The organism is Parvularcula maris (assembly GCF_024505085.1).
Taxonomy (GTDB): domain Bacteria; phylum Pseudomonadota; class Alphaproteobacteria; order Caulobacterales; family Parvularculaceae; genus Parvularcula; species Parvularcula maris.
The window spans coordinates 204,361-227,519 of the sequence record NZ_JANIBC010000002.1 but is presented as its reverse complement, the minus strand read 5'-3'; the positions used below and the strand labels follow the sequence as shown (position 1 = coordinate 227,519).

Genomic DNA, 23,159 nt, shown 5'->3' with positions numbered 1-23,159 from the left:
AATGGATGAGCGCTGGGACGGTCGCGCTGTGCAACCTTGTCAGCATAGGATCAGGCCTGATTGGGTAGCAGGAACTGTCCTTCACAGCCGACAAAACGCCTCCCGCTATTGTCAACTCGCCCTTCTGTATCCCGGCCTTGCATCGCGCTAGCACCCGGCCCAGCCTGTTTCTTTGACGTTTGGGAGGCCTTATCCCCTTCGACGAGATGCACTCGAACAGCGGCATCCGTGCGCCCTACACCCAGGTGGCATCCTGGCTGGAGGAGATCGGTCAGCCGCTTCTGGAACTTCGCGCCAAGGAGGCGGAGGCGCTGTTCCGCCGGATCGGCATCACCTTCGCCGTCTACGGTGAGGGCGGCGACCCTGAGCGCCTCATCCCCTTCGATCTGATCCCGCGGGTCATCGGCGCTTCGGAGTGGGCACGGCTTTCCCAGGGCATCGAGCAGCGCGCCAAGGCGCTCAACGCCTTTCTCTACGACGTCTACCACCGCCGCGAGATCCTCCGTGCCGGGCGCATCCCGGCGGAGCTGGTGATCCAGAACCTGGCCTTCGTCCCGGAGATGATCGGTTTCGACCCGCCGGGAAAAGTCTACTCCCATATCGTCGGCATCGACCTCGTGCGCACCGGAGAGGACGACTGGCAGGTGCTCGAAGACAACTGCCGCACCCCCTCGGGCGTCTCCTACATGCTCGAGAACCGAGAGATCATGGCGAGGATGTTCCCCGACCTCTTCGGCGAGGGGGCGGTGCGCGCCGTCGATGGGTACCCGGACGATCTGCGCCGGACCCTAGAGGAGGTCGCGCCGCCCGCCTGCCGCCAGGACCCGCAGGTGGTGGTGCTGACACCGGGGCCGTTCAACTCCGCCTATTACGAGCACAGCTTCCTTGCCGATCTGATGGGCGTGGACCTCGTCGAGCCGCGGGACCTCAGGGTACGCGACGGCCGGGTCTGGCGGCGGACGACGAAGGGTCTGGAGATCGTCGACGTCATCTACAGGCGGATCGACGACGACTTCCTCGATCCCCTGGCGTTCAGGTCCGACTCTGCCCTCGGTGTGCCAGGCCTGATGAATGTCTACCTCTCGGGCGGCGTCACGCTTTGCTCGGCACCCGGATCAGGGGTCGCCGACGACAAGGCCATCTACACCTATGTGCCGGAGATGATCGACTTCTATCTCGGCGAGAAACCTATCCTCGACACCGTGCCGACCTATAAATGTGCTGAGCCGGACGCGCTCTCCTACACGCTGGAGAACCTCGCGGACCTCGTCGTCAAGGAGGTGGACGGCTCCGGCGGCTACGGCATGCTGATCGGCCCCCGTGCCACCGAGAAGGAGGTCGCCGCCTACCGCAAGAGGCTCGAGGCGGACCCGGCGGGCTTCATCGCTCAGCCCACGCTCGATCTCTCCACCGCGCCCACCTTCACGGGGGGCAAGATCGCCGGGCGTCATGTCGACCTCCGTCCTTACTGCCTCGTGGGTCGTGAGGTGAGGCTGACACCGGGAGGGCTCACTCGCGTGGCCATGCGGGAGGGTAGCCTGGTGGTCAACTCGTCCCAGGGCGGAGGAGTGAAAGACACTTGGGTTCTGGCCGGCGACGCCCCCCACGGGGGAGGCGCCTAATGCTCTCGCGCACCGCCGCCAACCTCTACTGGACGGGCCGCTATGTCGAGCGGGCGGACGCGACCGCCAGGCTGCTCGATATGGGCGCCAGGATGACCATGCTGCCCGGCTCCGCCACCCGCCAGGACTGGCTATCGGTGCTTAAGGCTGCCGGTGTGCCGCTTACGGAGAGCGAGGAGGTTGGACGCCGCGAAGCCGTCCGTATTTTGCTGCTCGATGAGGAGGGAGGATCGTCCGTACGCTCCGCCCTCACCCTTGCTCGCAGCAATGCGCGGGCGGAGAGAACGGCGCTGACCCGGCAGGCCTGGGAAGCACTTAACGATGAGTGGCGGGCGCTGGAGAAAGTGCCCGAGGCCGAGGCCTCTTCTTCCCTGCCTGACTATCTCGAATGGGCCCAGAAGCGGGCCGCCGCCTTTCGCGGCTCGGTCGAGACGACCATGCTGCGCGACGACCGCTACGACTTCATCAAGCTCGGCGGAGCGCTGGAGCGGGCCGCCATGGCGCTGCGGCTTCTCGAAGTGAAGTACTTCGCCCTTCTGCCGGAACGCGACGTGGTCGGCGGGGGCCGGGACTTTCACCAGTGGAACTCGCTGCTCTTCGCAGCCTCCGCGCTGAGGGCCTACCACCACGTCTATCGCGGCGACGTCACCGCGTGGAACGTGGCGGACCTTCTTGTCCTCAACCGGTCCTTCCCCCGCTCCGTGGCCCTTTGCATCACCGAGGCTGCCGATACGCTAGGCAGGCTGGCGCTACGCTATAATCAGCGTACCGAAGCGCAGAACCGTGCCGAGCGCCTTCACGCCCGCCTTGCCGACACCGATATGGACGAGGTGTTTGCGGACGGCCTGCACGAGTTCGTGCAGGAGACCCTGAAGAGCGTCCTCGACATCCACTCGGCCACGTCCTTGGTCTACGGTTTTTGAGGCCCCCATGACCGACCCCATCCGCCTTTCGATCCGCCACGTCACACGCTACGCCTATGAGCCGCAGGCGGTAGCGGCGGTCATGCGCCTTCGTCTTTTTCCTTCCGGGTACGAAGGGCAGACGGTGGAGAGCTGGCAAGTCACAGCCAATGACCAACCGATCGAGCCGAACTTCACCGATGCGGCTGGCGTGAAGGAGGCTCTCTGGTCCTGCGACGGCGGTATCTCCGAGGTGGAGGTGATCGCCGAAGGAATTGTCGTGCGGCGCCAGGATCAGGGCGTCGTCCGGGGGCTCAAGGAAAGAGCGCCTGCGGAACTTTTTCTCAGAACGACGGATCTCACAGCAACGGACACCGCAATCAAGGACCTCGCCAGCGCGGCTCGGCGCAGCGATACGCTGGAAACCCTTCACAGCCTTTCCGCCAGTGTCCGCGACGCCGTCGAGTACAAACCGGCCAGCACGAACATGGCGACGAGCGCCGCCGCCGCTCTCGAGCAGGGAGCGGGGGTCTGTCAGGACCACGCCCATGTGTTCATCGCCGCGGCGCGGAGCCTGGGAATACCGGCGCGCTATGTGGCGGGCTACTACGTGGCGGGGGAGGGGGATGACCTCACCGAGACCCACGGCTGGGCGGAGGCTTTCGTTGAGGGTCTCGGCTGGGTCGGCTTCGATATCGCCAACCGAACCTGCCCGACCCAGGATCACGTTCGACTGATTTGCCACCTGGATGCTGGCCGCGCGGCGCCGGTTATCGGGGCTATCGAGGGTTACGCCGAAGAAACCCTGACGGCATCGGTAGCTATCGGACAGGCGCAGCAGTAAGAGCGCATCCGGACAATCTGGATTCGCCATGACCTACTGTATCGCCCTCAAGCTCGATGCCGGCCTCGTCTGCCTCTCGGACACGCGCACCAATGCGGGGGTCGACAACATCTCCCGCTACAAGAAGACCTTCACCTGGCAGGGGGAGGACAGGGCCATCGTGCTGATGAGCGCGGGCAACCTCTCCATCACTCAGAGCGTGATCGACCACCTCAACCGCGCCGTCGCCCTAGGGGCGGGGGGCACGGACGGGCAGACCGAGACGATCATGAACGTCCCCAGCCTCGCAAGGCTGGCCGAGCTCGTCGGGCAGGAGATGCGTCAGCTCATCGACATCCACGGCGCGGCCATCGAGAACGCGGGCGCCTCCTCAGGCGCCTCGATCATCATCGGCGGGCAGATTGGCGGAGAGCCGATGCGGCTCTTCCTCGTCTACTCGGCCGGCAACTTTATCGAGTGCGGTGAGGACACGCCCTACTTCCAGATCGGCGAGACCAAGTACGGCAAGCCGATCATCGACCGCACGCTCTCGCACGGCACCTCCCTGGCCGTGGGCCTGCGGACGGCGCTCGTCTCGATGGACCTCACGGTCAGATCGAACCTCTCCGTCGGCCTGCCGCTCGACCTGACCGTGATCGAGAACGACGCCCTCCGCATCAGGACGGAGCGCCGCATCGATGAGCATGACGAGACCTACGCCTCTATCTCGATGGGTTGGGACGAGGCGCTCAAGACCGGGCTGCAAGGTCTGCCGAGCCTGGAGCACTGGCTGGACGAGGCGTAACGCCTACCGCTCCAGCCGCCCCGTGAGATGAAGGGCGCCGATCAGCCCTGCATCGTCCCCGAGGGCGGCCCGCGCGATCAGGCCTTCTGCGTTGGCGGCTTCCGGCAGGTATCCTGCGTTGAGCTCTTCAGTACACCGTCTGACCTCGCCAAGGAGAGCAGGAGCCAGCATGACCCCGCCGCCGAAGACGATCCGTTCGAGGCGGTATCCCAGGCTCAGCGTCATCGCGAGCTGCGCCAGGTAGAACCCCGCGATCCGCCAGGCTTCATGCTCTTCCCCGAGCGCCGGTAGCGGGCCGAACCGCTCCTCCAGCGCCGGGGCGGAGGCAAGCCCCTCCAGGCAGTCCCCGTGAAAGCTGCACCGTCCGGCATAGTCCGTATCCTCGGCATGCCTCGCTACCCTGATATGGCCGAGCTCGGGATGGCCGGGTCTACCCGCGAAGCCTCCACCTGTCAGGATGCCGACGCCGATGCCGGTCCCCACGGTGACATAGGCCGCCCGGCTGAGACCAGCAGCGGCGCCATAGGCCATCTCCGCTTCCAGCGCCCCGTTCACATCGGTGTCGAGAACCCCCCTCGCGCCAAGACCATGCGCGACCTCGCTTAGAAGCTCCACCGCCGACCAACCGGGTTTAGGCGTTGCCAGCAGCGAGCCGTAGCTTTCCGAGCCCGAATCCACATCCACCGGGCCAAAGCTCGCAATGCCGACCCGCACGATCCGGCCCCCAGCCCGCCGCGCCATCTCCTTGAGCGCCTCTATGCTGGCTGCGATGGTCGCGGCCGGCTGGGCGGTCGGCACCCTGGTCTTGTCCAGAAGTTCCGTGCCGACCTTCTCGGCGATGCCGAGCTTGAAGGTGGTTCCGCCCGCGTCGATCCCCGCGATCAGTTCTCTCTCACTCACATCCATCCCCGTCGCTAGCGCCGCTTGCCAATCGATTGGCATTACATGTAGGCTGCCGATCAAGGGGCGGGCAAGACCCCTTGCGGGAGCCGAAACATGAGCAGCGCTACCACAGCGGCGGTGAGCCGCGAAGGCTACGGTCTGGTGACCTTCCTGGTCTTCGGCATGTTCTTCATGTTCGGGATGACGACCGATGCGGTGGGCGAGATCATCTCCATCGCGCGCGGCGAGCTTGGCATCACCAACACCCAGGCTGCAGCCTTCCACTGGGCGACCATGGTGGCGATCGCCTTCAGCGGTGTGGCCCTTGGGTTTCTGTCCGACAAGATCGGGCGAAAGCGGACGATCGTTCTGGGCCTCTCCCTCTACGGGATCGCTAGCGCGCTCTTCTTCGCTGGCACGTCGTTTCGTCTCTATACGCTTTTGCTCTTCGTGTCCGGCTTCGCCATCGGCATCTTCAAGACGGCGGGGTTGGCGGTGATCGGCGACATCTCCAGTTCGACCAGCGACCACACCAAGAAGATGAACGCCGTAGAGGGCTTCTTTGGCGTGGGCGCCATCGTCGGGCCTGCGCTTGTCGTCTTCCTCGATCAGTCCGGCATGAGCTGGCGCTGGCTCTACATCATCGCGGCGATGTTCTGTGCAGGCATGGTGCTGGCCATGGCGAGGACGAGCTTTCCGCCCACGGCCGGGACAGGAGAGGAGAAGCCGGGCCTCACCCACACCTTGTCATTGATGAGAAGCCCGCACGCCCTCGGCTTCTCCCTGGCCATCGCCCTCTATGTCGCGTCGGAGGTGGCGATCTTCGTCTGGCTGCCGACCTTCCTCGAAAACTTCACTGCCGAAGGAATGACCGGTTTCTTCGCAGCCTATGCGGTGATGATCTTCTTCGTGCTGAGGGCAGGGGGCAGGTTCCTGGGCGTGGCGGTGCTGAGCCGCTTCGATTGGAAGCCGGTCTTGGCGCTCTTCACCGGCATCATCTTCCTCTGCTTCGCAGGCAGCATGGCGGGTGGCCAGACGGCAGCGGTCTACCTCCTGCCCCTCTCGGGCCTTTTCATGTCCATGATCTATCCGACCCTCAACTCTAAGGCGATCAGTTGCTACGGCAAGTCCGACCACGGAGCGGTGGCGGGGGTGACCTTGTTCTTCACCGCCGCCTCTGCGGCGCTCGCTCCTTTGGCGATGGCGTTCGTCAGCGACCGCTTCGGCGGCGGCGATCTGCGCATCGGCTTCATGCTCGCGACCGGCTTCAGCCTCCTCCTGTTCGCAGGTTGCGTCTTCAATCTGCTGCGCAACCCGGCAGGCCCCGCACTGGAACGTGCCGATGTGCTCGAGTATTGAGAGGCCACGATGAGCCATGCCGACACCGTCCCCGTTCCCCCGCCCTCGCGCGAGCTGTTCCGAGAAGGGATCAAGCATCCCAAGCTTTGGCTCTGGGACGCGTGGACCTATCAGGACCGCGAAGAGTTGCACCTCTTCACCTTGGCGCTTTCCAGGCTGAACGCCGAAGGTGCTCCTATCCGGCCGAGCCAGCGGAACGACTACCCTTTCCATGTTCGGCGCTTCGTCTCGAAGGATGAGGGGCGCTCCTGGCAGGATCTCGGCGCCTACCTTCAGCCTTCGGACGACCCGGCGAGTGTCTCCCACCACAATGTATGGAGCGGCTCCGCTCACCTGAAAGGTGGAAACCTTCTGTTCGGCTTCACCGGCGTGCGCCGGGCTGGGCGGGATTGTCCGTTCATCCAGTCCATCTGCGCCTTCGAAGCGCCAGCCATGGGCAGGGCGCATCCTGACATGGCGGTCGTCCTGTCCGACCCGGAACGGGACTACGGCGAGATCCTCCGTAAGGGGTACTATCTCGGCCCTAAGGACAGCCTGGGCAGCGCCCTAGGAGAGGAGGGAGGCCCGATCCTCGCCTGGCGCGACCCCTTCTTCGTGGAGGAGGAGCCGGACGTCTACCGTGTCTACTGGGCGGCGAAGACCGGCCCGAGCGAGCCCGCCGTGGCGCAGGCTCGCGTGGTTCGCCGGAACGGAGTTCTGGAGCTGGATACCCTCCTCGAGCCGATCGTTCCGCCGGACGCGCAGGACTACACCCAGTCCGAGGTGCCTAAGGTCTATCAGGACCCGAAGGACGGATCGCTCCTGATGCTGACGTCCACCTGCAACCGTCTGCGCGAGGACCAGCCGGACGAGGAGGTCAGCAAGGAGCTGCGTCTGTTCAGGGCACCCGGCTTCGATGGGCCGTGGGAGCCTTATAGCGCAGAGGGCGCGGTCCTACCCGGCACCCGGCACCTCTTCGGCGGAGAGTTCGGGCTGATCGACCACCATGCCGGGCGAGCCACTCTGATCGCTCCTAATACGGAGATGGCTTCGTCCGAGCTTCAGCTCACCTTCGCTCCCCCTGTCGAGATCCTCTTCGGCAGGGAAACTGCGGAGCACATGCGGCCGCTCGTCAGTGCGTCGACTGCCTGACGATCAGCTCCGTCGGCGTGAGCCGTGAAGCGGCCTCCTCCCCCCTGATCTTCCGCAGGAGGAGCTCCACCATCAGCTCGCCGCCCGTGCCGATATGCTGCGAGACCGTGGTAAGCGGCGGCAGGGCAGAGGATGAGGCGCCGATATTGTCGTAGCCGACCACAGCCACATCGCCCGGAATGCTGAGGCCTGCCTCCCGCAGCGCCGACATCGCTGCGATGGCGAGGACGTCGGAGGCGGCGAAGACCGCATCGAACGAGACGCCTTCTTCGATCAGACGGCGGACTTCTCTTGCGGTGTCCGGCGCACCGAAGCCCAAGGGCAGGTAGAGGGAAGGGTCGAGAGGAACGCCTAGCTCCTCATGCGCCCGGACCAGACCGTCATGGCGCAGGGCCACCTCCGGCAGCGCCCTGTCGCCGATGAAGAGAACGCGCTTGCGGCCCAGCGAAAGAAGATGGCGCACCGCCTGGCGCCCTCCCTCGATATTGTCGCTGCCGACGATGGTGTAGCGCGCATCCTCCAGGATGCCCCCCCAGACCACGATACGGTCCGTGGACTGAGCCAGGGCGTTCAGCCGCTCCTTGCGGCCAGCCTGTCCGATGATGATGAGGCCGTCCACCTTGCCCGAGGTGAGAAGCCTCCGCTCCGCCACCTTCTCGTCGCTTTGGGGAATGGTCAGGAGGAGGTCGTATCCCCGCTTGGCCGCCGCCGCCGACACCGCGCCCAGCATCTCCAGATAGAAGGGGTCGGAGATCGTCTGCCCCCTGGTCGGGTCGATAGGCACCACGATACCGATGGTCTCGGTCGAGCGCTTGCGGAGGTTTCTTGCGGAGACGTTGATCTCGTAGCCGATCTCCTCGGCCACGCGGCGGATATGCTCCTTGGTGGCTTCCTTCACCCGCGGGCTGCCTGCCAGGGCGCGGGAGACCGTGGAGGCGTCGACCTCGGCGATCCTGGCGAGCTCGGCCATGGTGGGTTTGCGGGACATCGCGCCGCTCCTCGTGGGTAGCGTGGCGCCCGTCCTAGCGGTGATGCCGCGGCGATGAAAAGGGGCCGCCCCGGCAACCGGGACGGCCCTCTCGCTTTTGCCCCGTAAGGGAGTACCGGTCAGAAGCGGTAGCTAAGGGTCAGGCTCGCCGTCCGTCCGTTGATCGGCCGGATGCGAACGAAGTCGCCAGCCGCCGCCGAGCCCTCCTCGCCCTCGGTGAAGCCCTCATTGTCGAAGAGGTTGTTGATGTCGGCGGCGAGGGTGACGTTCTCGGTCAGATCGAAGCGGCCGAAGAGGCTCGTCACCGTGTAGCTGTCGAAGCTCAGATCGTTGTTGTTCTGAACGAAGGTGTCGTCCGTGCCGAAGATGTTGGCGCCCACCGACCAGCGCTCCGCCTCGTAATAGGGCGAGACGTTGAAGATGTAGTCGGCCTGGCGGCGGGGTGTGTTGCCGATGACGCTCGGATCGTTGCTGGCCACGATCTCGGCGTCCTGGAAGGTGGCGTTGGCCCGAATGCCGAGGCCGTTGGCGAACTCGTAGCTGCCCTCGATCTCCACGCCGTCCGCCTCGAAACTGTTCTCGAGGACGTTCTGGGTGGTCACCTCGAACTCCGCCGCCTCGGTGGTGTCGGCGCTGAAGTAGGTGACGAAGAGGCTGAGCGGGCCATTGCGGTATTTGACGCCCACCTCCCACTGCTCGACCCGGCTGAAGGCCGCCTCGTCCACCACCGTGCCGTTCGGCAGCAAGTTGCCGGTGATCCGGTCGGGTGAGGAGAGCGAGCCGCCCTCGGCCACGTTCCCGAAGATGGCGAGGCCCGGCATCACCTCGTAGTTGAGGCCCACCGACCAGGCGTCGAAGTCCACGTCGTAATTGGCGAGGCTCGGCGTGCCGATGGTGTTCACGGCCTGCTCGTTCTGACCGATCGTGCCGTCGCCGTTGATGTCCTGTGGCGCCTGGACGGCGACCTCGGCGAAACTTCCGTCCACCTCATAGCTGTTGTGGCGGTAGCTGACATCCCAGGAGAGGTTCTCCCACTCGCCGGTCAGGTCGATGAAGGGGGAGACGAGGTCGATCTCGAAATCGTAGGACCTGGTGCAGCAGTTTCCGAAGGCGGGGTTGCCGAAGAGGACGCCGTTCACGCTGTCGCCCTGGTCGAACAGGGTCCGGTCGTCATCGAGGCGAATATTGTACTGGTTGAAGTTCCAGTTCGAGTTGATGTCCTGGCTGTCGACATTCACCCCGGCCCTGATCTGGACGATGTCCAGATCCTTGGTCAGGCTGGCCTCGGTGAAGCTGTTGTCGAAGTCCCGAAGCTGCGTGTTGAAGTAGACCACCGTGGCCGACGGCCCCGCTTCGGGGTCGTCGAAGGCAGTGGCGGGGAAGGGGGAGGCGAAATTGCCGTCGATCTTGGCCGTCCGGTGACGGAAGGTCGCCGTCAGCGTGTCAGTCAGATCATACTCACCGACCACGGCGATGGATGTCATCTCCGCCTCGAAGCCGTCGCCGTTCGTCTCGTCGACGCCGTCCACCCGGTTGGCGAAATCGGTCGGATCGAAGAACAGCGTGCCGTCGCCGAAATCGACGCCGACCTCTTCGAAGCCGTTGCCGTCGAAGCGTGCCGGGATCGGCAGGTAAGTCGGTACACGGTCGTTGAGATGCTTGAAGTGGAAGCTCACCGAGCCCCGGTCGAAATCGCCCGCAAGCGTCGCCTTGACCTGACCGCCTTCCTCCGTACCCGAAGGTGCCTCGCGCACGCCCTCGCCGGTGCGCACGAAACCGCCGATATGGGCCGACCAGTTGTCGTTTAGCGGCATGCCGTACTCGAAGTCGCCGCGTACGGAGTTGTAGCTGAGGCCCGTGGTGATCGCCGCCGAGCCGCCCTGGCGCTCGCCGGTCTTGGAGATCAGGTTGATGATGCCGCCTGGAGCGTTGGGCGCGGTGGTCGAGGCCGAACCGCCGCGGATCGACTGCACGGTGCTCACCGTGCGGTCGAAGCGCAGGAAGCTGTCCGCGGTGGCGAAAGAGACGTCGCCCACGAGAAGGGTGGGGAAGCCGTCCTCCTGGAAGGACACGTAGCGCGAGCCGCCCGCGCTGATGGGCAGGCCGCGCACTTTGAGGTTGGTGTTGGCATCGCCCGAGGAGGGCTCGACCTGGATGCCGGGCAGGGCACGGAACAATTCGGCAGTGGAGCGGGGGGCGGCGCGCTCCAGCTCCTCGGGGGCGAGCGCGGTGACGGAGGCGGTCGACTGAAGCTGCGTGGTGGCGCGGGGCACACCGGTGACGATGATCTGGTCTTCGATCTCGTCGCCGACACTGTCCTGTGCGGCGGCGTGGCTCGTGGCCATAGCCAGCAGGGCGCAGGAAGCCAGAAGGCTCGTACGGGTCGTTCTCATGGTTTTCTCCCTGGTCGTTCCTCTGCGGCAGCCACTGACGGGCGCCGTCACCACAGACGCTACCGGTTCTTGGAAACCATACAATCCACGAAATACATTCGATTGTATTCGGTAGCCTAGTGTTGCTCTCCTGCAACGCTTCGAAACCGAGTAGGGCTCGCTTCGGCGAGCCAACCGGGAAGGCGTGAGTGATCACGCTTCTACCTTTTGGTCGCCGGTTTCCCACCCTCGCCAACGGCATAGGTCTTGCTCTAAGGCGGCAGGAAACAAAGCATCTCGGGGCGAGGTGCAGGACAAGCTCGCCCACAGAGATGACCACAGGGAGAACTAGCCATGAACGACGGCGCGCGCGTGCTCGCAGAGCTGGGGGTCAAGAACCCCGGCAAGGTCCACTACAATCTGAAGGAGGCCGCTCTCTACGAGACGGCGCTGCTGCGCGGCGAGGGCGAGGTGGCCAAGGGCGGCCCCCTGGTCGTCAGGACCGGCGCCCACACGGGCCGCTCGGCCAAGGACAAGTTCACCGTCCGCGACCAGAGCACCGAGGACACGATCTGGTGGGACAACAACGCGTCCATCGAGCCAGCGCAGTTCGCCGCCTTGTGGGAGGACTTCAAAAGCCACCTCGAAGGCCGCGAAGTGTTCGTCCAGGACCTCTTCGGCGGCGCGGACCCCGCCCACCGCATCTCCGTCCGTGTGGTGAACGAGCTCGCCTGGCACAACCTCTTCATCCGCCACCTCCTGCGCCGCCCGACGGACGCGGAGCTTCAGGACTTCGAAGCCGAGTACACCATCATCAACCTGCCGAGCTTCAAGGCCGACCCCGCCCGCCACGGCACGAACTCCGAGACGGTGATCGGCGTCAACTTCGCCGAGAAGCTGATCCTGATCGGCGGCACCGCCTATGCGGGTGAGACGAAGAAATCCGTCTTCACCCTGCTCAACTACATCCTGCCCGAGCGGGACGTCCTACCCATGCACTGCTCGGTCAATGTGGGCGAGGAGGGGGACGCCGCCGTCTTCTTCGGGCTTTCGGGAACCGGCAAGACGACCCTCTCCGCCGACCCCAAGCGCAAGCTCGTGGGTGACGACGAGCACGGATGGACGAAGGACGGCCTCTTCAACTTCGAGGGCGGCTGCTACGCCAAGATGATCCGCCTGTCGGAGAAGATGGAGCCGGAGATCTACGCGACGACGCGCCAGTGGGGCACGGTGCTCGAGAACGTCGTCATGGATCCGCGCACCCGCGAGCTCGACCTCGACGATGCGGCCTACGCGGAGAACTCCCGCGGCGCCTACCCGATCCACGCCATCCCGAACATCGTCGAGAACGGCCAGTCCGGCCACGCGCACAACGTCATCATGCTGACCTGCGACGCCTTCGGCGTCATGCCGCCCATCGCCAAGCTCTCGACGCCCCAGGCCATGTACCACTTCCTGTCCGGCTACACGGCCAAGGTGGCGGGCACCGAGCGCGGCGTGACCGAGCCCACGGCGACCTTCTCCACCTGCTTCGGCGCGCCCTTCATGCCGCGCCACCCCTCGGTCTACGGAGAGCTTCTGCGCGAGCGGATCGACGACACCGGCGCGACCTGCTGGCTGGTCAACACCGGCTGGACTGGCGGCCCGCACGGCGAGGGGCACCGTATGCCGATCAACGCGACGCGCAAGCTGCTCGACGCGGCGCTCGACGGCTCGCTCAACGAAGCCACCTTCCGCGAGGACGAGAACTTCGGCTTCCTGGTGCCCGTCGAGGTCAAAGGCGTGGACAAGACGATCCTCGACCCGCGCAGCACCTGGTGCGATGCCGGGCGCTATGACGAGCAGGCCCGGAAACTCGCCGCCATGTTCCGCGACAACTTCGAGAAGTTCCTCTCCCATGTGGCCGAGGACGTGAGGAGCGCCGCCCCTGGCGCCTGAGGAAGGCATCTTCGTCACCCCGAAGACGCTGCTGAATGAAGGCTTGCTTAGCGCGCGGCCCCCGCCGCCGCGCGAAAGATCGCTGAGCGCTCTTTATAGTCCTTGTGCGGCGGGGCGCTGGGCGCCGCCGGTGAGAAGAGGATGACCCCGCCCTCGGGCGTCCGCGTCGCCGCCTCTTCCAACGCCGCCTCCAGCGTTTCAGCGGGAAGGTAGGGAAAGCGGAAGCGGGCCGCGACGGGGCCGAAAGCGATGGCGGCGACATCCTCGCTCGCGGCCAGTGCCTCTTCCAACGGGGTGTAGTCGATGCCCCGGTCCGCGCCGCCTAGGATGAGGGTGACCTTCCTGCCCTCGAACCTCGACAGCACGCTGACGACCGCCTCGGGGATGGTGGCGAGGGCGTCGTCGATCCAGAGCCTTCCGTCTTCTGACGGAACGAGCGACTGGCGCGACGGCAGGCCCTTGAAGTTTGCCGCCGCCTCGCTCGCGGCGAGCGCCGCTGCGCCTTCCCCGACGAGGATCGCGGTGGCCGCCGCTGCCGCCTGAAGCGCCAGGCGGAGCGGCCCGCCCGTGAACCCGCTCTCGGGGGGACCGGCGTCGATCAGGCGGCTACCCAGATGAAGCTCCGGCGACACCACCTCCTCGATAGCCGTGACGGAAGAAGGTAAACCGTAGGCTTCGATGACCGCGCGCGGCGCCAGACCCCTGGCTGGACGATCCCGCCGAAACGGCCTGAGCTTGGCAGCATGGTAGGCCGCCCTGCCGCCGTGCCAGTCGAGGTGGTCCTCATAGAGACTAGTGACCAGGTGGAGATGCTCCGCCTCAGGAAGATCGTGCATCATGTAGGAGGAGAGCTCCAGCACCGGAAACTCTTCACTCACAGGCTCGGCGGAAAGGGGAGGGCGGCCGATATTGCCGTAGGCCGCGGCACTGCGACCGGCCGCCACAAGGCAGTCGGCCAGAAGCGCGGTGGTGGTGCTCTTGCCCTTGGTGCCCGTCACCGTCACCGTGTTCGGGCTCGCCTCCTCCTTCAGCCACCAGCCGGTGGGGGTCGTCACCAGGGCGGCCTTCTCTTCAGCGTGCTGATAGAAAGCGTCGCGCGGAGGGATGCCCGGCGAGCGGAGATAGACGGCCCCTTCGAGAAACCGGTCCGCCTCAGGATCGGACAGGGGGGCCAACCTTTCGATCTCCCCCCCTTGCGGCGCGTAGAGCGCAAGATCGCCGCGGCTTCGCTGACGAAGACCCTCTGCCGCCGCGCGGGTCTCCACACCGGCGCCGTGAAGAAGAAACCTCACGTCAGCTTCTCTCCTGCGTCCGCGTAGCGCCTCGGCAGCTCCCCCGGCGGCTCGGCCTTCATGGCTTCGGCCCAGCGCTCCCGTAAGCTCTCCTCCGTCTCCTGGGAAAGAACGGACGGCAGAAGGTCTCTCACGGCCGCCGTTTCAGCGAAAAGGTCACGCCCCCCGGCGCGGAAGAGCGCAGCGCGGCACTCGGCGATGGTGCCGACACAGTCCCAGGGCTTCTGGTCGGAGAGTCCCACCAGCTCGCGGTAGAAGTGCTGAAGCTGGCTGCGGTCCAGAAAGTTCTCGCCGAAGATGGCCAGCATCTCTTCCCGGCTCAGAAAAGGAGAGAGGATCAGCGAGGTGAAGGCGCATTTGGCGCACTCACCGCACCAGCGGCGCTCGGCATCGCCTGCGAGGCGGAAGTTCCGGTTGCAGCTCGTGAACCGTCCGAAGGGCTCCTTCAGACCGGCGAAGGCGCGCCCGATCCAAAGCTCCGAATAGGGGCGGAGCACCGAGTAGCTGAGCGGCGCCTCGGTTCCCGCCGTCTCCACCGCCCGGCGGACCAGCACTTCGAAGGCGGAGGACTTCGAGTACTGATGGTTCGCCTCGATCCCGCCAACGCTCATGGTCGGCTCGTCGGCGGAGCGCTCATTGGCGAAGAGCACTGCTTTGGAACCGCGCAGCAGCCCCTCGATCGTCAGGATCAGAATGTTGATGGCCGTGATCGGCACGTGGCCGGAGAAACCTTCCTTGAGCGCGAGGAGCTCGGGATCCAGCTTCCGCCTGACGATGAGAAGCTCGCTCGGGGCGGTCCTGCGCAGCACCTCTTCGACGGCATCGGACAGCACCACCGAAGCGTAAGCGGGAGCCTCGCCGTCCGCCTCCTCGACGATGACGCCGGCCACGTAGCTGTCCTTGCCCCCGCCGAAAGCGACGAGCGGCGCAGCCGTGCCGCTCGGCTCGCCCCTCATGAAGGGCAGGATCTCTCCTTCGAACTTCGTTAGGGGCGGGTAGGGGAGGTCTGCGCGCACGAAGAACTCCGCCAGCCCTTCGGTATAAAGCGCCTCGGCCATGGCGCGGCCTTCCTTGGTGAGGGGCGGGAAGGTGACCCGTTCCGCCGCCGCGGCCTTGTAGGTGCTGACGCCGAGCGCGACCTGCAGAAGGGTGAGCAGCATGGGCGCGTCAGGCGCGGGGCTGGAGAACGTCACCTCCTCGGTGAAGCTGCCGTAGCGGCTGCAGGTGAAGCCGAACCGGACGGTCTGCCCCTCGGTGGTCACCGGTCCGAAGCGGAAGTGTTCGCCGCGCTGCGTCATGATCTTTTCTGACCTGTGGCGATCTTCCTGGAATCAAGTCCGAATGTTATCACAATCTGTTCAATCTCGGTTTTGCGTATAGTTCCGGCGTTCACCGAACTGTTATGGCCGGATACCGTAACGTTTTGGCAGATTCTTATAGACAGCCCCGTGTCTGAGCGCATATGACGCGATCAGCATAAGGGAGGAACCGGTTCATGTCCGATTACTGCTCCAACGACGGCGCCGTCCGCCTGCAATCCATGATCCGCGACTACTGGCGGAAGCAGGGCTACGACGTCGATATCAAGCTCGTCCAAGAGGGCTTCGTCTCCACCATGCGCTCGTCCCGTTTCGATGTCCGCAGCAACATGGTCAATGGCATGCCCAAGCGGGATGAAGCGAGGGTTTAAGCCTCGCTCCATAGCCCGCCGATCAGGGCAGGTAGTTGTTCGAAGCTGTCGAAATGAGCAGCTTCCGAGAGGCGCCTGTCATGCTGGCCATAGCCGAAGCGGGCGATAAGGCAGGGCATGTGGGCAGCATCCGCTGCCGCCAGGTCCGTATAGGTATCGCCGATCAGTACCGCCCGCGGTCTGCGGGTTTCCTCGACGATGTTGACGAGGGGTAGGGGAGAGGGCTTCTTCTCCTCAAACGTATCCGCGGCCACCACCATCTGGAAATACTGACGTAGCTGGAAGTCCGCGAGGACCGGTTCGGCCAGGCACTCGAGCTTGTTGGTGCAGACGGCCAGCGCCGCCCCGCGCGCCTTCAGACGTTCCAGCGTCTCCCGCACCTTCGGGAAAGGCGCCGAGCGCTCGCTGAGGCGGCGCTGGTAGTCGTCGATATACCCCGCAACGATGTCGTCGCCTCGCCGTCCCGCGGGAAAGCACTTGCCCTGGAGGGCGAAGCCCTTCTCCAGAAGCGCCCTGGCTCCCTCGCCGACCAGCGCCTTCACCTTGCTCTCGTCGATCTCGTCCAGCCCCTCTCTCAGAAGGGCACGGTTGAGCGCGGCGGTGAGGTCGGGCGCGCTGTCGATGAGTGTTCCGTCGAGGTCGAAGATGACCACGGTGTCGCTAAGCTTCGTCATGGCGGGCCATCTAGTTCGCCGGGCCGCAAAGGGGAAACGCAACTTCCCTTAAGCCGCGGAAAGACACGCCGGGCACAAGGATTGCAAGGTTGCAAGCGCTCACCGCTTGTGAGGTGACAGGGGGTGCGCCAAAGGGCCATCTCGCAGACGCAAAAGCCCAGGAGTCTCCATGTCAGCCCTTGCCGTCATCGTTCTTGCTGCCGGGCACGGAAGCCGGATGCGCTCTGAGACGCCGAAGGTGCTGCACAAGATTGCCCATCTTCCCATGCTAGGCCACTGCCTGCGCGTCGCGCGGCGCCTCGACGCCGAGCGCCTCGGTGTGGTGATCGGCGCGGGCGGCGAGAAGGTCCGCACGGCGCTTCCGGCCCTCGACGAGCGGGCGGAGATCGCCGTTCAGGACCCCCCGCAGGGCACCGGCGATGCGGTGCGCCAGGCCATGCCTCTTCTTGACGGCTTCGAGGGCACGGTTCTGGTCCTCTACGGCGACACCCCGCTCCTGACCGAGGAGACCCTTCGCCGGATGACCCGGCGCATCGAAGACGGTGCCGGTCTGGTCGTTCTAGGTTTCGAACCCCAAGACCCCGGCCCCTATGGCCGCCTCATCACCAACGAGGCGGGTGAGCTTCAGCATATCCGCGAGGCCAAGGACGCCTCGCCCGAGGAGCTGGCGGTACGCCTCTGCAATTCGGGCGTCATGGCCTTCGATTCGAACTACCTGGCTTCGGAGCTTCCCAAGCTGCAGAACGACAACGCCAATGAGGAGTACTACCTCACCGACCTCGCCGGGCTGATTCGCGAGGCGGGCGGCCGGGTGCTGGTCGAGACCGCGCCGGAGGACGAGGTGCTCGGCGTCAACAACCGGGTGGAGCTAGCCGAGGCCGAGCGCATCTTCCAGGACCGCCGCCGCCGCGAGCTGATGGAGGCGGGCGTCACCATGAGCGATCCGCGTTCGGTCTACCTCGCCTACGACACCGAGATCGCCCCTGACTGCGTCATCGGCCAGAACGTCGTCTTCGGCCCCGGCGTGAGGCTCGAGCGGGGCGTGGAGGTCAAACCCTTCTCGCACCTCGAAGGAGCGGTCATGGAGGAGGCCTCGGCGGCAGGCCCCTTTGCCAGGCTCCGTCAGGGTACGAAGCTCGGACCGAAATCAGCCATCGGCAACTTCGTCGAAACCAAGAAAGCCGTCCTCGGCGAGGGCGTGAAGGCCGGGCACCTCACCTATCTCGGCGATGTCGAGATCGGTGCCGGCACGAATGTCGGTGCAGGGACGATCACCTGCAACTACGACGGCTACGGCAAGTACAAGACCACCATTGGAGCGAACTGCTTCATCGGGTCGAGCACCATGCTCGTGGCGCCGGTGACGATCGCGGATGGCGGCTTCACCGGCTCGGGCTCGGTCATCACCAGGAATGTCGAGGCCGATGCCCTGGGCGTCGCAAGAGGCAAGCAGCGCAACATCGAAGGCTGGGCAGCGGCCTTCCGCCAGAAGAACGGGAAATAGACCATGTGCGGCATCGTAGGTTTCGTCAGCGATCGCGACGTTTCTCACCGCCTCATCGAGGGGCTGAGAAGGCTCGAATATCGCGGCTATGACAGCGCCGGGATCGCGGCCCTGACCGGGGGCGGGGTCGAGCGCCGCCGCGCCGTGGGCAAGCTCGTCAACCTCGAGACCAAGCTCGACGAGGAGCCCCTGTCCGGCACCACCGGCATCGGCCACACCCGCTGGGCGACCCATGGTCGGCCTACGGAGGATAACGCCCACCCCCACGGCAGCCGCAAGGTGGCGGTGGTCCATAACGGCATCATCGAGAACTTCCGCAGCCTGCGCGACCGGCTAGCCGGAACCGGCGTCTCCTTCGAGAGCGAGACGGACACGGAGGTCGTCGCCAGGCTTCTCGAGGAGGCGCTGGGCGAGGGCAGCAGCCCGTCTTCGGCCTTCGAACATACGCTGGCTCAGCTCGAAGGGGCCTTTGCCCTCGGGGTCGTCTTCGCTGACGAGCCGGGGCATCTCTACTGCGCACGCCAGGGCAGCCCCCTGGTCCTCGGCCATGGCGACGGCGAGATGATGATCGGCTCCGACGCCATCGCGCTCGCCCCCTTCACCCGGCGGATCACCTATCTCGAGGAGGGCGACCGCGCTATCCTCACGACCAAGGGCGCTTCGGTCTTCGATCAGACCGGTGCGGAAGTTCAGCGAACGGAAAGCCTGTCCGACGCCTCCGCCGCGCTCGTCGGCAAGGGCAACCACCGCCACTTCATGGCCAAGGAGATCGCCGAGCAGCCTGAAATCCTCTCCCATGCCATCGCCACCTATGTGCGGCCTGCGGACGAGATCGTCGAGCTTCCTGCAAGCACCATCGACTTTGCGAGCATCGACCGCCTGACCATCTCGGGCTGCGGCACCGCCTATCTCGCAGGGCTCGTCGCCCGCTACTGGTTCGAGAGCTGGGCGAAGCTTCCCGTCGAGATCGACATCGCGTCGGAACTCCGCTACCGCGATGTTCCTTATGGTGACAATGCGGCGGCACTCTTCATCAGCCAGTCCGGCGAGACCGCGGACACCCTCGCTGCCCTGCGCGACGCCAAGGCGGCGGGCGCGGTGGTCGGCGCCGTCGTCAACGTCACCGAGAGCTCCATGGCGAGGGAGGCCGACGGCATCTTCCCGATCAAGGCAGGCCCCGAGATCGGCGTCGCCTCGACCAAGGCCTTCACCTGCCAGCTCGCCACCCTCGCTTCCATCGCCATCGCCGCCGGCAAGGCGCGCGGTACGCTGACGCCGACGGAGGAGAAGCGTCTCGTTCGCGGTCTTCTCAGCATACCCCGCCTGATGGCCGACGTGCTCGTCCACGACGAACGCATCGAAGAGCTCAGCCACCACCTCCAGCCCGCCCGCGACGTTCTCTATCTCGGCCGCGGCGTCAGCTTCCCCCTCGCTCTCGAGGGCGCGCTGAAGCTCAAGGAGATCAGCTACATCCACGCCGAAGGCTACGCCGCCGGCGAGCTCAAGCACGGCCCCATCGCGCTGATCGACGAGCATGTCCCGGTGGTGGTCATCGCCCCCCTCGACAAGCATTTCGACAAGACTGTCTCCAACATGCACGAGGTGATCGCCCGCGGCGCCAAGTGCCTGCTGCTGACCTCCGAGGAGGGAGCCGCGAGGGCCGGTTACGAAGAGGATCTCCTGGGCAGCTTCATCCTGCCGGAGGTGGAGCCGGATCTCGCGCCGCTCCTCTACGCCGTCCCGATCCAGCTTCTCGCCTACCACACGGCGGTGCTGAAGGGCACGGATGTGGACCAGCCGAGGAACCTGGCCAAGTCTGTCACAGTAGAGTGACAATTCTCACGGCTTAGTCAGATTGGCTTGATTCCGGTAACAGCGGGAAACAAAGCGTCACTTCGCATTCGCAGCATCGTCACCCTAGGTAAACCTGGCAGGGAGTAAGGGTGTAGGCATGTTCGACGAACCAGCCAACGACACACGTGCGGCTGCAACCGTCAGAGCGACGGTTCGGCTTCAAGGCGTCGGTCTCCATTCGGGGGAGACCGCCGATCTGGTCATCGAACCGGCAGCGCCCGGAGCGGGCATCTCCTTCATCCGTTCTGACCTCGATGGTCCTGTGGCTGCAAGGACCGTGCCAGCCGATCCCCATCTTGTGACTAAGACCCAGCTCGGTACCGTGCTGACCAATGGATACGGGGCTTCCGTCTCCACCGTAGAGCATCTGATGGCGGCCTTCGCCATGCTCGGCATCACCGAGGCGAAGGTGTCCGTGTCCGGTCCCGAGATCCCGATCCTGGACGGCTCCGCCGCCTGCTTTGTCGATGCGATCGAGGCCGTCGGCGTGCTCGTCTTCCCCTCGACTGTGGAGCCGGTGCAGCCGAGCGATACGGTCACCGTCACCCTCGGCGACGCCTTCCTGACCGCCGAGCCTCTCGAGGACGGTTGCGGCGCGGACCTCGTGCTGGACGTGACCATCGCCTTCGACGACCCGGCCATCGGCGAGCAGCGCATCCTGATCGAGGGCGACCGCGAGACGGTCCTCCGCGAGGTGGCGGCGGCCCGCACCTTCACCTTCCTCAAGGATGTCGAGTACCTGCGCACCATCGGCCTGGCCCGCGGCGGCAGCCTCGACAACGCCGTGGTCATCGACGAGGGCCGCGTCCTCAACGAGGGCGGCCTCCGCATGGAGCGCGAGTTCGTGCGTCATAAAGCGCTCGATCTGATCGGCGATCTCTATCTCATGGGCGTACCGCTGGGGTGTAAGATCACCGCCTACAAGCCGGGCCACACCATCAACACCATGCTGGCCCAGGCCCTGACGCCGGTGGCGGTCGAAGAGCGCATCGCCGCTGTCGGCTGAGCCGTCGGCCCGAAGGCGCAACCCTTCCCGGCATTCACTTTGCAACCTGGCGTGTTGGGCCTTACAAGGTCGCGAGCTAGGGTTACGTGTTCCGCGGCAGGGCGGGGCTAAGGGGTTCGTTCGATGAAGCTTTTCCGTCTTGCACTTCTTACCGTCGCGGCGGCCACGCTGACTGCCTGCGCATCGGACGGGACCGGGACGGACCGCTTCGCCTATGTCGAGCAGCCGGTGGAGCAGCTCTACTCCGAAGGCACCAAGGCCATCAAACGGCGCCGCTACGACGACGCCATCGCCTATTTCGCCGAGGTCGAGCGCCAGCACCCCTACTCGGCCTGGGCCAGGCGAGCCATGCTGATGACGGCCTATTCGGAGTATCTCGTCGGCGACTGGGAGGCTTCGCTCGGCACGATCGACCGCTTCCTGGCGATCCACCCTGGCAACAAGGACGCGGGCTACGCCTACTACCTCAAGGCGATGAACTACTACGAGCGTATCCGCGATGTGGGCCGCGACCAGCAGATCACCCGTGAGGCCCGCGATGCCCTCACCGACGTCATCCGCCGCTACCCCGAGACCGAATACGCCCGCGACGCCCAGCTCAAGCTCGACCTCACCCAGGACCATCTGGCGGGCAAGGAGATGGATATCGGCCGCTGGTATCTGAAGCAGAACCAGCATGTGGCGGCCCTAGGACGTTTCAACAACGTCCTGGAGAAGTACCAGCGCACCGGCCACACCGAGGAGGCGCTGCACCGCTCGGTCGAGGCTTATCTCGAGCTCGGTCTTCTGGACGAGGCGAAGCGCCATGCGGCGATCCTGGGCTACAACTACCCTGGTAGCCCTTGGTACCGCGATACCTACCGCGCCTTCCGCCGCCACGGTCAGGAGCTGGAGCAGATCCAGGCCGCCAACGCCGCCAGTAGCAGGAACCAGGTGGCCGAGCTGACCCCGGAAGAGAAGCTCCGCCGCGCCGGTGACGATGTCGACCTCAGCAAGGCCCCGGAGATCAGGAACGATGCCGGCGGGCCGGAGATTACCGAGACGGCCATCCCCGGCGGCGCGGACTAGCGACGAGGTTCGGTACTAAGCACACCTTTCCCTTCGGGAGAGGTCGAAGGCTGCATGGCACAGGCTTCGGGTGAGAGTTTTCTGTAAAGCCAGCTCAGCTCTCTACTCGACATCGAAGATGTCGATCTCTCCCGGAGGCAGAGATGACCCGCATGGGAGCTAGCGTCCGGACCGGCAGCGACCCCTCAGGCCGCGTCCAGCACCTCGACCGTGTAGCTCTCCATCACCGGGTTCGCGAGAAGCTTGTCGCACATAGCCCGCGCCTTCTCCTCGGCATCGGCAGCCGAGGAGGCGTCGGTCACGTCGAGCTCGATCAGCTTGCCCTGGCGCACACCCGACGCCCCATCGAAGCCCATGCCGTGAAGCGCCCCCTCGATAGCCTTGCCTTGCGGGTCCAGGACACCGTTCTTGAGCGTGATGAGAACCCGAACCTTCATGAGGGAGCCTTTCCGTTGTCGCTGACCAGTTTGGGGCCGGGCTCGCCGGACGGAGCGTCGTCACCGCGCAGAATCCCGAGGCGCCTCGCCACCTCCCGGTAGCCCTCGACCACATCGCCGAGATCCTTGCGGAAGCGGTCTTTGTCCATGATCTCGCCCGAGCCGAGGTCCCAGAGGCGGCACGAATCGGGGCTGATCTCGTCGGCGAGGATCAGCCGCACCATGTCGTTCTCGTACTGCCGTCCGAACTCCAGCTTGAAGTCCACAAGCCGGATACCCGCCGCCGCGAAGAGGCCCGACAGATAGTCGTTCACCCTGAGGGCATAGGCCATCATGTCGTCGATCTCCTGGGGGGAGGCCCAGCCCCAGGCGGTGATGTGGTCCTCGGAGACCATCGGGTCGCCGAGCTTGTCGTCCTTGAAGTAGAACTCGACCACGGAGCGGGGAAGCTGCTCGCCCTCCTTGATACCGAGGCGCTTGGACAGCGAGCCCGCCGCCACGTTGCGCACGACTACCTCGAGCGGGATGATCTCCACATGGCGGATGAGCTGCTCGCGCATGTTGATGCGCTTGATGAAGTGGGTGGGGATGCCGATCCGCTCGAGCCCGATCATGATGAACTCGGAGATGCGGTTGTTGAGGACGCCCTTGCCCTCAAGAACGGCATGCTTCTGCGCGTTGAAGGCGGTGGCGTCGTCCTTGAAGAACTGGATCAGCGTGCCAGGCTCCGGCCCCTCATAGAGTATCTTGGCCTTGCCTTCGTAGATCTGCTTGCCGCGGGCCATCGTGGCTCCTCAATCGTCAATAGGGGT

At 65.4% G+C, this 23,159-nt stretch carries 20 protein-coding genes; 12 read left to right on the top strand and 8 right to left on the bottom strand.

Annotation, left to right across the window (positions count from 1 at the left end; all coding sequences use genetic code 11):
• The first annotated feature begins 191 nt into the window (after window positions 1-191).
• Genes NOG11_RS04450 through NOG11_RS04435 form a run of 4 tightly spaced genes read left to right on the top strand, consistent with a single transcriptional unit; the run spans window position 192 to window position 4,152 of the window.
• Window positions 192-1,622: a circularly permuted type 2 ATP-grasp protein gene (locus tag NOG11_RS04450; protein ID WP_370468229.1), complete on the top strand. Its 1,431-nt coding sequence runs from the start codon at window positions 192-194 to the stop codon at window positions 1,620-1,622.
• Window positions 1,622-2,545 carry an alpha-E domain-containing protein gene (locus NOG11_RS04445; RefSeq protein WP_256618478.1) on the top strand — a complete coding sequence of 308 codons (924 nt, stop codon included), beginning with the start codon at window positions 1,622-1,624 and terminating at the stop codon, window positions 2,543-2,545. The genes NOG11_RS04450 and NOG11_RS04445 overlap by 1 nt, the downstream gene beginning before the upstream one ends.
• A gap of 7 nt (window positions 2,546-2,552) precedes the next feature.
• Window positions 2,553-3,368, top strand: a complete 816-nt coding sequence (locus tag NOG11_RS04440; protein ID WP_256618477.1) for a transglutaminase family protein — start codon at window positions 2,553-2,555, stop codon at window positions 3,366-3,368.
• Between the two features lie 28 nt (window positions 3,369-3,396).
• A complete protein-coding gene (locus tag NOG11_RS04435; RefSeq protein WP_256618476.1) occupies window positions 3,397-4,152 on the top strand; it encodes a proteasome-type protease in 756 nt (251 codons plus the stop codon).
• Between the two features lie 3 nt (window positions 4,153-4,155).
• On the opposite strand, the gene NOG11_RS04430 is transcribed toward NOG11_RS04435, so the two are convergent.
• Window positions 4,156-5,052, bottom strand: coding sequence for an ROK family protein (locus NOG11_RS04430; RefSeq protein WP_256618475.1), 897 nt, complete (start codon window positions 5,050-5,052; stop codon window positions 4,156-4,158).
• A gap of 96 nt (window positions 5,053-5,148) precedes the next feature.
• Between NOG11_RS04430 and NOG11_RS04425 the strand changes: the two genes are divergently transcribed.
• Together NOG11_RS04425 and NOG11_RS04420 are read left to right on the top strand one after the other, a co-directional pair.
• Window positions 5,149-6,393, top strand: coding sequence for an MFS transporter (locus NOG11_RS04425; protein ID WP_256618474.1), 1,245 nt, complete (start codon window positions 5,149-5,151; stop codon window positions 6,391-6,393).
• 9 nt (window positions 6,394-6,402) lie between these two features.
• Complete coding sequence (locus NOG11_RS04420) at window positions 6,403-7,524, top strand: glycoside hydrolase family protein (RefSeq protein WP_256618473.1); 1,122 nt, start codon at window positions 6,403-6,405, stop codon at window positions 7,522-7,524.
• Here NOG11_RS04420 and NOG11_RS04415 read toward each other — a convergent pair.
• Together NOG11_RS04415 and NOG11_RS04410 are read right to left on the bottom strand one after the other, a co-directional pair.
• On the bottom strand, window positions 7,505-8,512 hold the full coding sequence (locus NOG11_RS04415) for a LacI family DNA-binding transcriptional regulator (RefSeq protein WP_256618472.1): 1,008 nt from the start codon (window positions 8,510-8,512) through the stop codon (window positions 7,505-7,507). The two genes, NOG11_RS04420 and NOG11_RS04415, sit on opposite strands and share 20 nt — an antisense overlap.
• Before the next feature lie 119 nt (window positions 8,513-8,631).
• Window positions 8,632-10,905, bottom strand: coding sequence for a TonB-dependent receptor (locus NOG11_RS04410; protein ID WP_256618471.1), 2,274 nt, complete (start codon window positions 10,903-10,905; stop codon window positions 8,632-8,634).
• A 333-nt stretch (window positions 10,906-11,238) separates the two neighbouring features.
• Here NOG11_RS04410 and NOG11_RS04405 point away from each other — a divergent pair, with 333 nt between their 5' ends.
• Window positions 11,239-12,822, top strand: coding sequence for a phosphoenolpyruvate carboxykinase (locus tag NOG11_RS04405; protein WP_256618470.1), 1,584 nt, complete (start codon window positions 11,239-11,241; stop codon window positions 12,820-12,822).
• Window positions 12,823-12,869: 47 nt separating this feature from the next.
• On the opposite strand, the gene NOG11_RS04400 is transcribed toward NOG11_RS04405, so the two are convergent.
• Together NOG11_RS04400 and NOG11_RS04395 are read right to left on the bottom strand one after the other, a co-directional pair.
• Window positions 12,870-14,114: a Mur ligase family protein gene (locus tag NOG11_RS04400; RefSeq protein WP_256618469.1), complete on the bottom strand. Its 1,245-nt coding sequence runs from the start codon at window positions 14,112-14,114 to the stop codon at window positions 12,870-12,872.
• The gene (locus tag NOG11_RS04395) at window positions 14,111-15,412 is read right to left on the bottom strand and encodes a MurL-like N-terminal domain-containing (protein WP_256618468.1); all 1,302 of its coding nucleotides are present in this window, start codon (window positions 15,410-15,412) and stop codon (window positions 14,111-14,113) included. Before NOG11_RS04395 ends, NOG11_RS04400 begins: the two co-directional genes overlap by 4 nt.
• A gap of 197 nt (window positions 15,413-15,609) precedes the next feature.
• Here NOG11_RS04395 and NOG11_RS04390 point away from each other — a divergent pair, with 197 nt between their 5' ends.
• Window positions 15,610-15,804 (top strand): hypothetical protein, encoded by a 195-nt coding sequence (locus tag NOG11_RS04390; RefSeq protein ID WP_256618467.1) that lies wholly within the window; start codon window positions 15,610-15,612, stop codon window positions 15,802-15,804.
• On the opposite strand, the gene NOG11_RS04385 is transcribed toward NOG11_RS04390, so the two are convergent.
• A complete protein-coding gene (locus tag NOG11_RS04385) occupies window positions 15,801-16,478 on the bottom strand; it encodes an HAD-IA family hydrolase (protein WP_256618466.1) in 678 nt (225 codons plus the stop codon). The genes NOG11_RS04390 and NOG11_RS04385 overlap by 4 nt on opposite strands.
• Before the next feature lie 169 nt (window positions 16,479-16,647).
• On the opposite strand from NOG11_RS04385, the gene glmU reads away from it, so the two are divergent.
• The 4 genes from glmU (at window position 16,648) to NOG11_RS04365 (ending at window position 21,910) form a co-directional block, all read left to right on the top strand.
• Entirely contained in the window at window positions 16,648-17,982 is a 1,335-nt protein-coding gene (glmU, locus tag NOG11_RS04380) for a bifunctional UDP-N-acetylglucosamine diphosphorylase/glucosamine-1-phosphate N-acetyltransferase GlmU (protein ID WP_256618465.1), read from the top strand.
• Between the two features lie 3 nt (window positions 17,983-17,985).
• Window positions 17,986-19,815, top strand: a complete 1,830-nt coding sequence (glmS, locus tag NOG11_RS04375) for a glutamine--fructose-6-phosphate transaminase (isomerizing) (protein WP_256618464.1) — start codon at window positions 17,986-17,988, stop codon at window positions 19,813-19,815.
• Between the two features lie 118 nt (window positions 19,816-19,933).
• Window positions 19,934-20,842, top strand: coding sequence for a UDP-3-O-acyl-N-acetylglucosamine deacetylase (gene lpxC / locus NOG11_RS04370; RefSeq protein ID WP_256618463.1), 909 nt, complete (start codon window positions 19,934-19,936; stop codon window positions 20,840-20,842).
• 123 nt (window positions 20,843-20,965) lie between these two features.
• On the top strand, window positions 20,966-21,910 hold the full coding sequence (locus NOG11_RS04365; protein ID WP_256618462.1) for an outer membrane protein assembly factor BamD: 945 nt from the start codon (window positions 20,966-20,968) through the stop codon (window positions 21,908-21,910).
• A gap of 185 nt (window positions 21,911-22,095) precedes the next feature.
• On the opposite strand, the gene purS is transcribed toward NOG11_RS04365, so the two are convergent.
• Together purS and purC are read right to left on the bottom strand one after the other, a co-directional pair.
• Entirely contained in the window at window positions 22,096-22,347 is a 252-nt protein-coding gene (gene purS, locus NOG11_RS04360) for a phosphoribosylformylglycinamidine synthase subunit PurS (protein ID WP_256618461.1), read from the bottom strand.
• The gene (purC, locus tag NOG11_RS04355; protein ID WP_256618460.1) at window positions 22,344-23,132 is read right to left on the bottom strand and encodes a phosphoribosylaminoimidazolesuccinocarboxamide synthase; all 789 of its coding nucleotides are present in this window, start codon (window positions 23,130-23,132) and stop codon (window positions 22,344-22,346) included. The genes purS and purC overlap by 4 nt, the downstream gene beginning before the upstream one ends.
• Window positions 23,133-23,159: the final 27 nt, after the last annotated feature.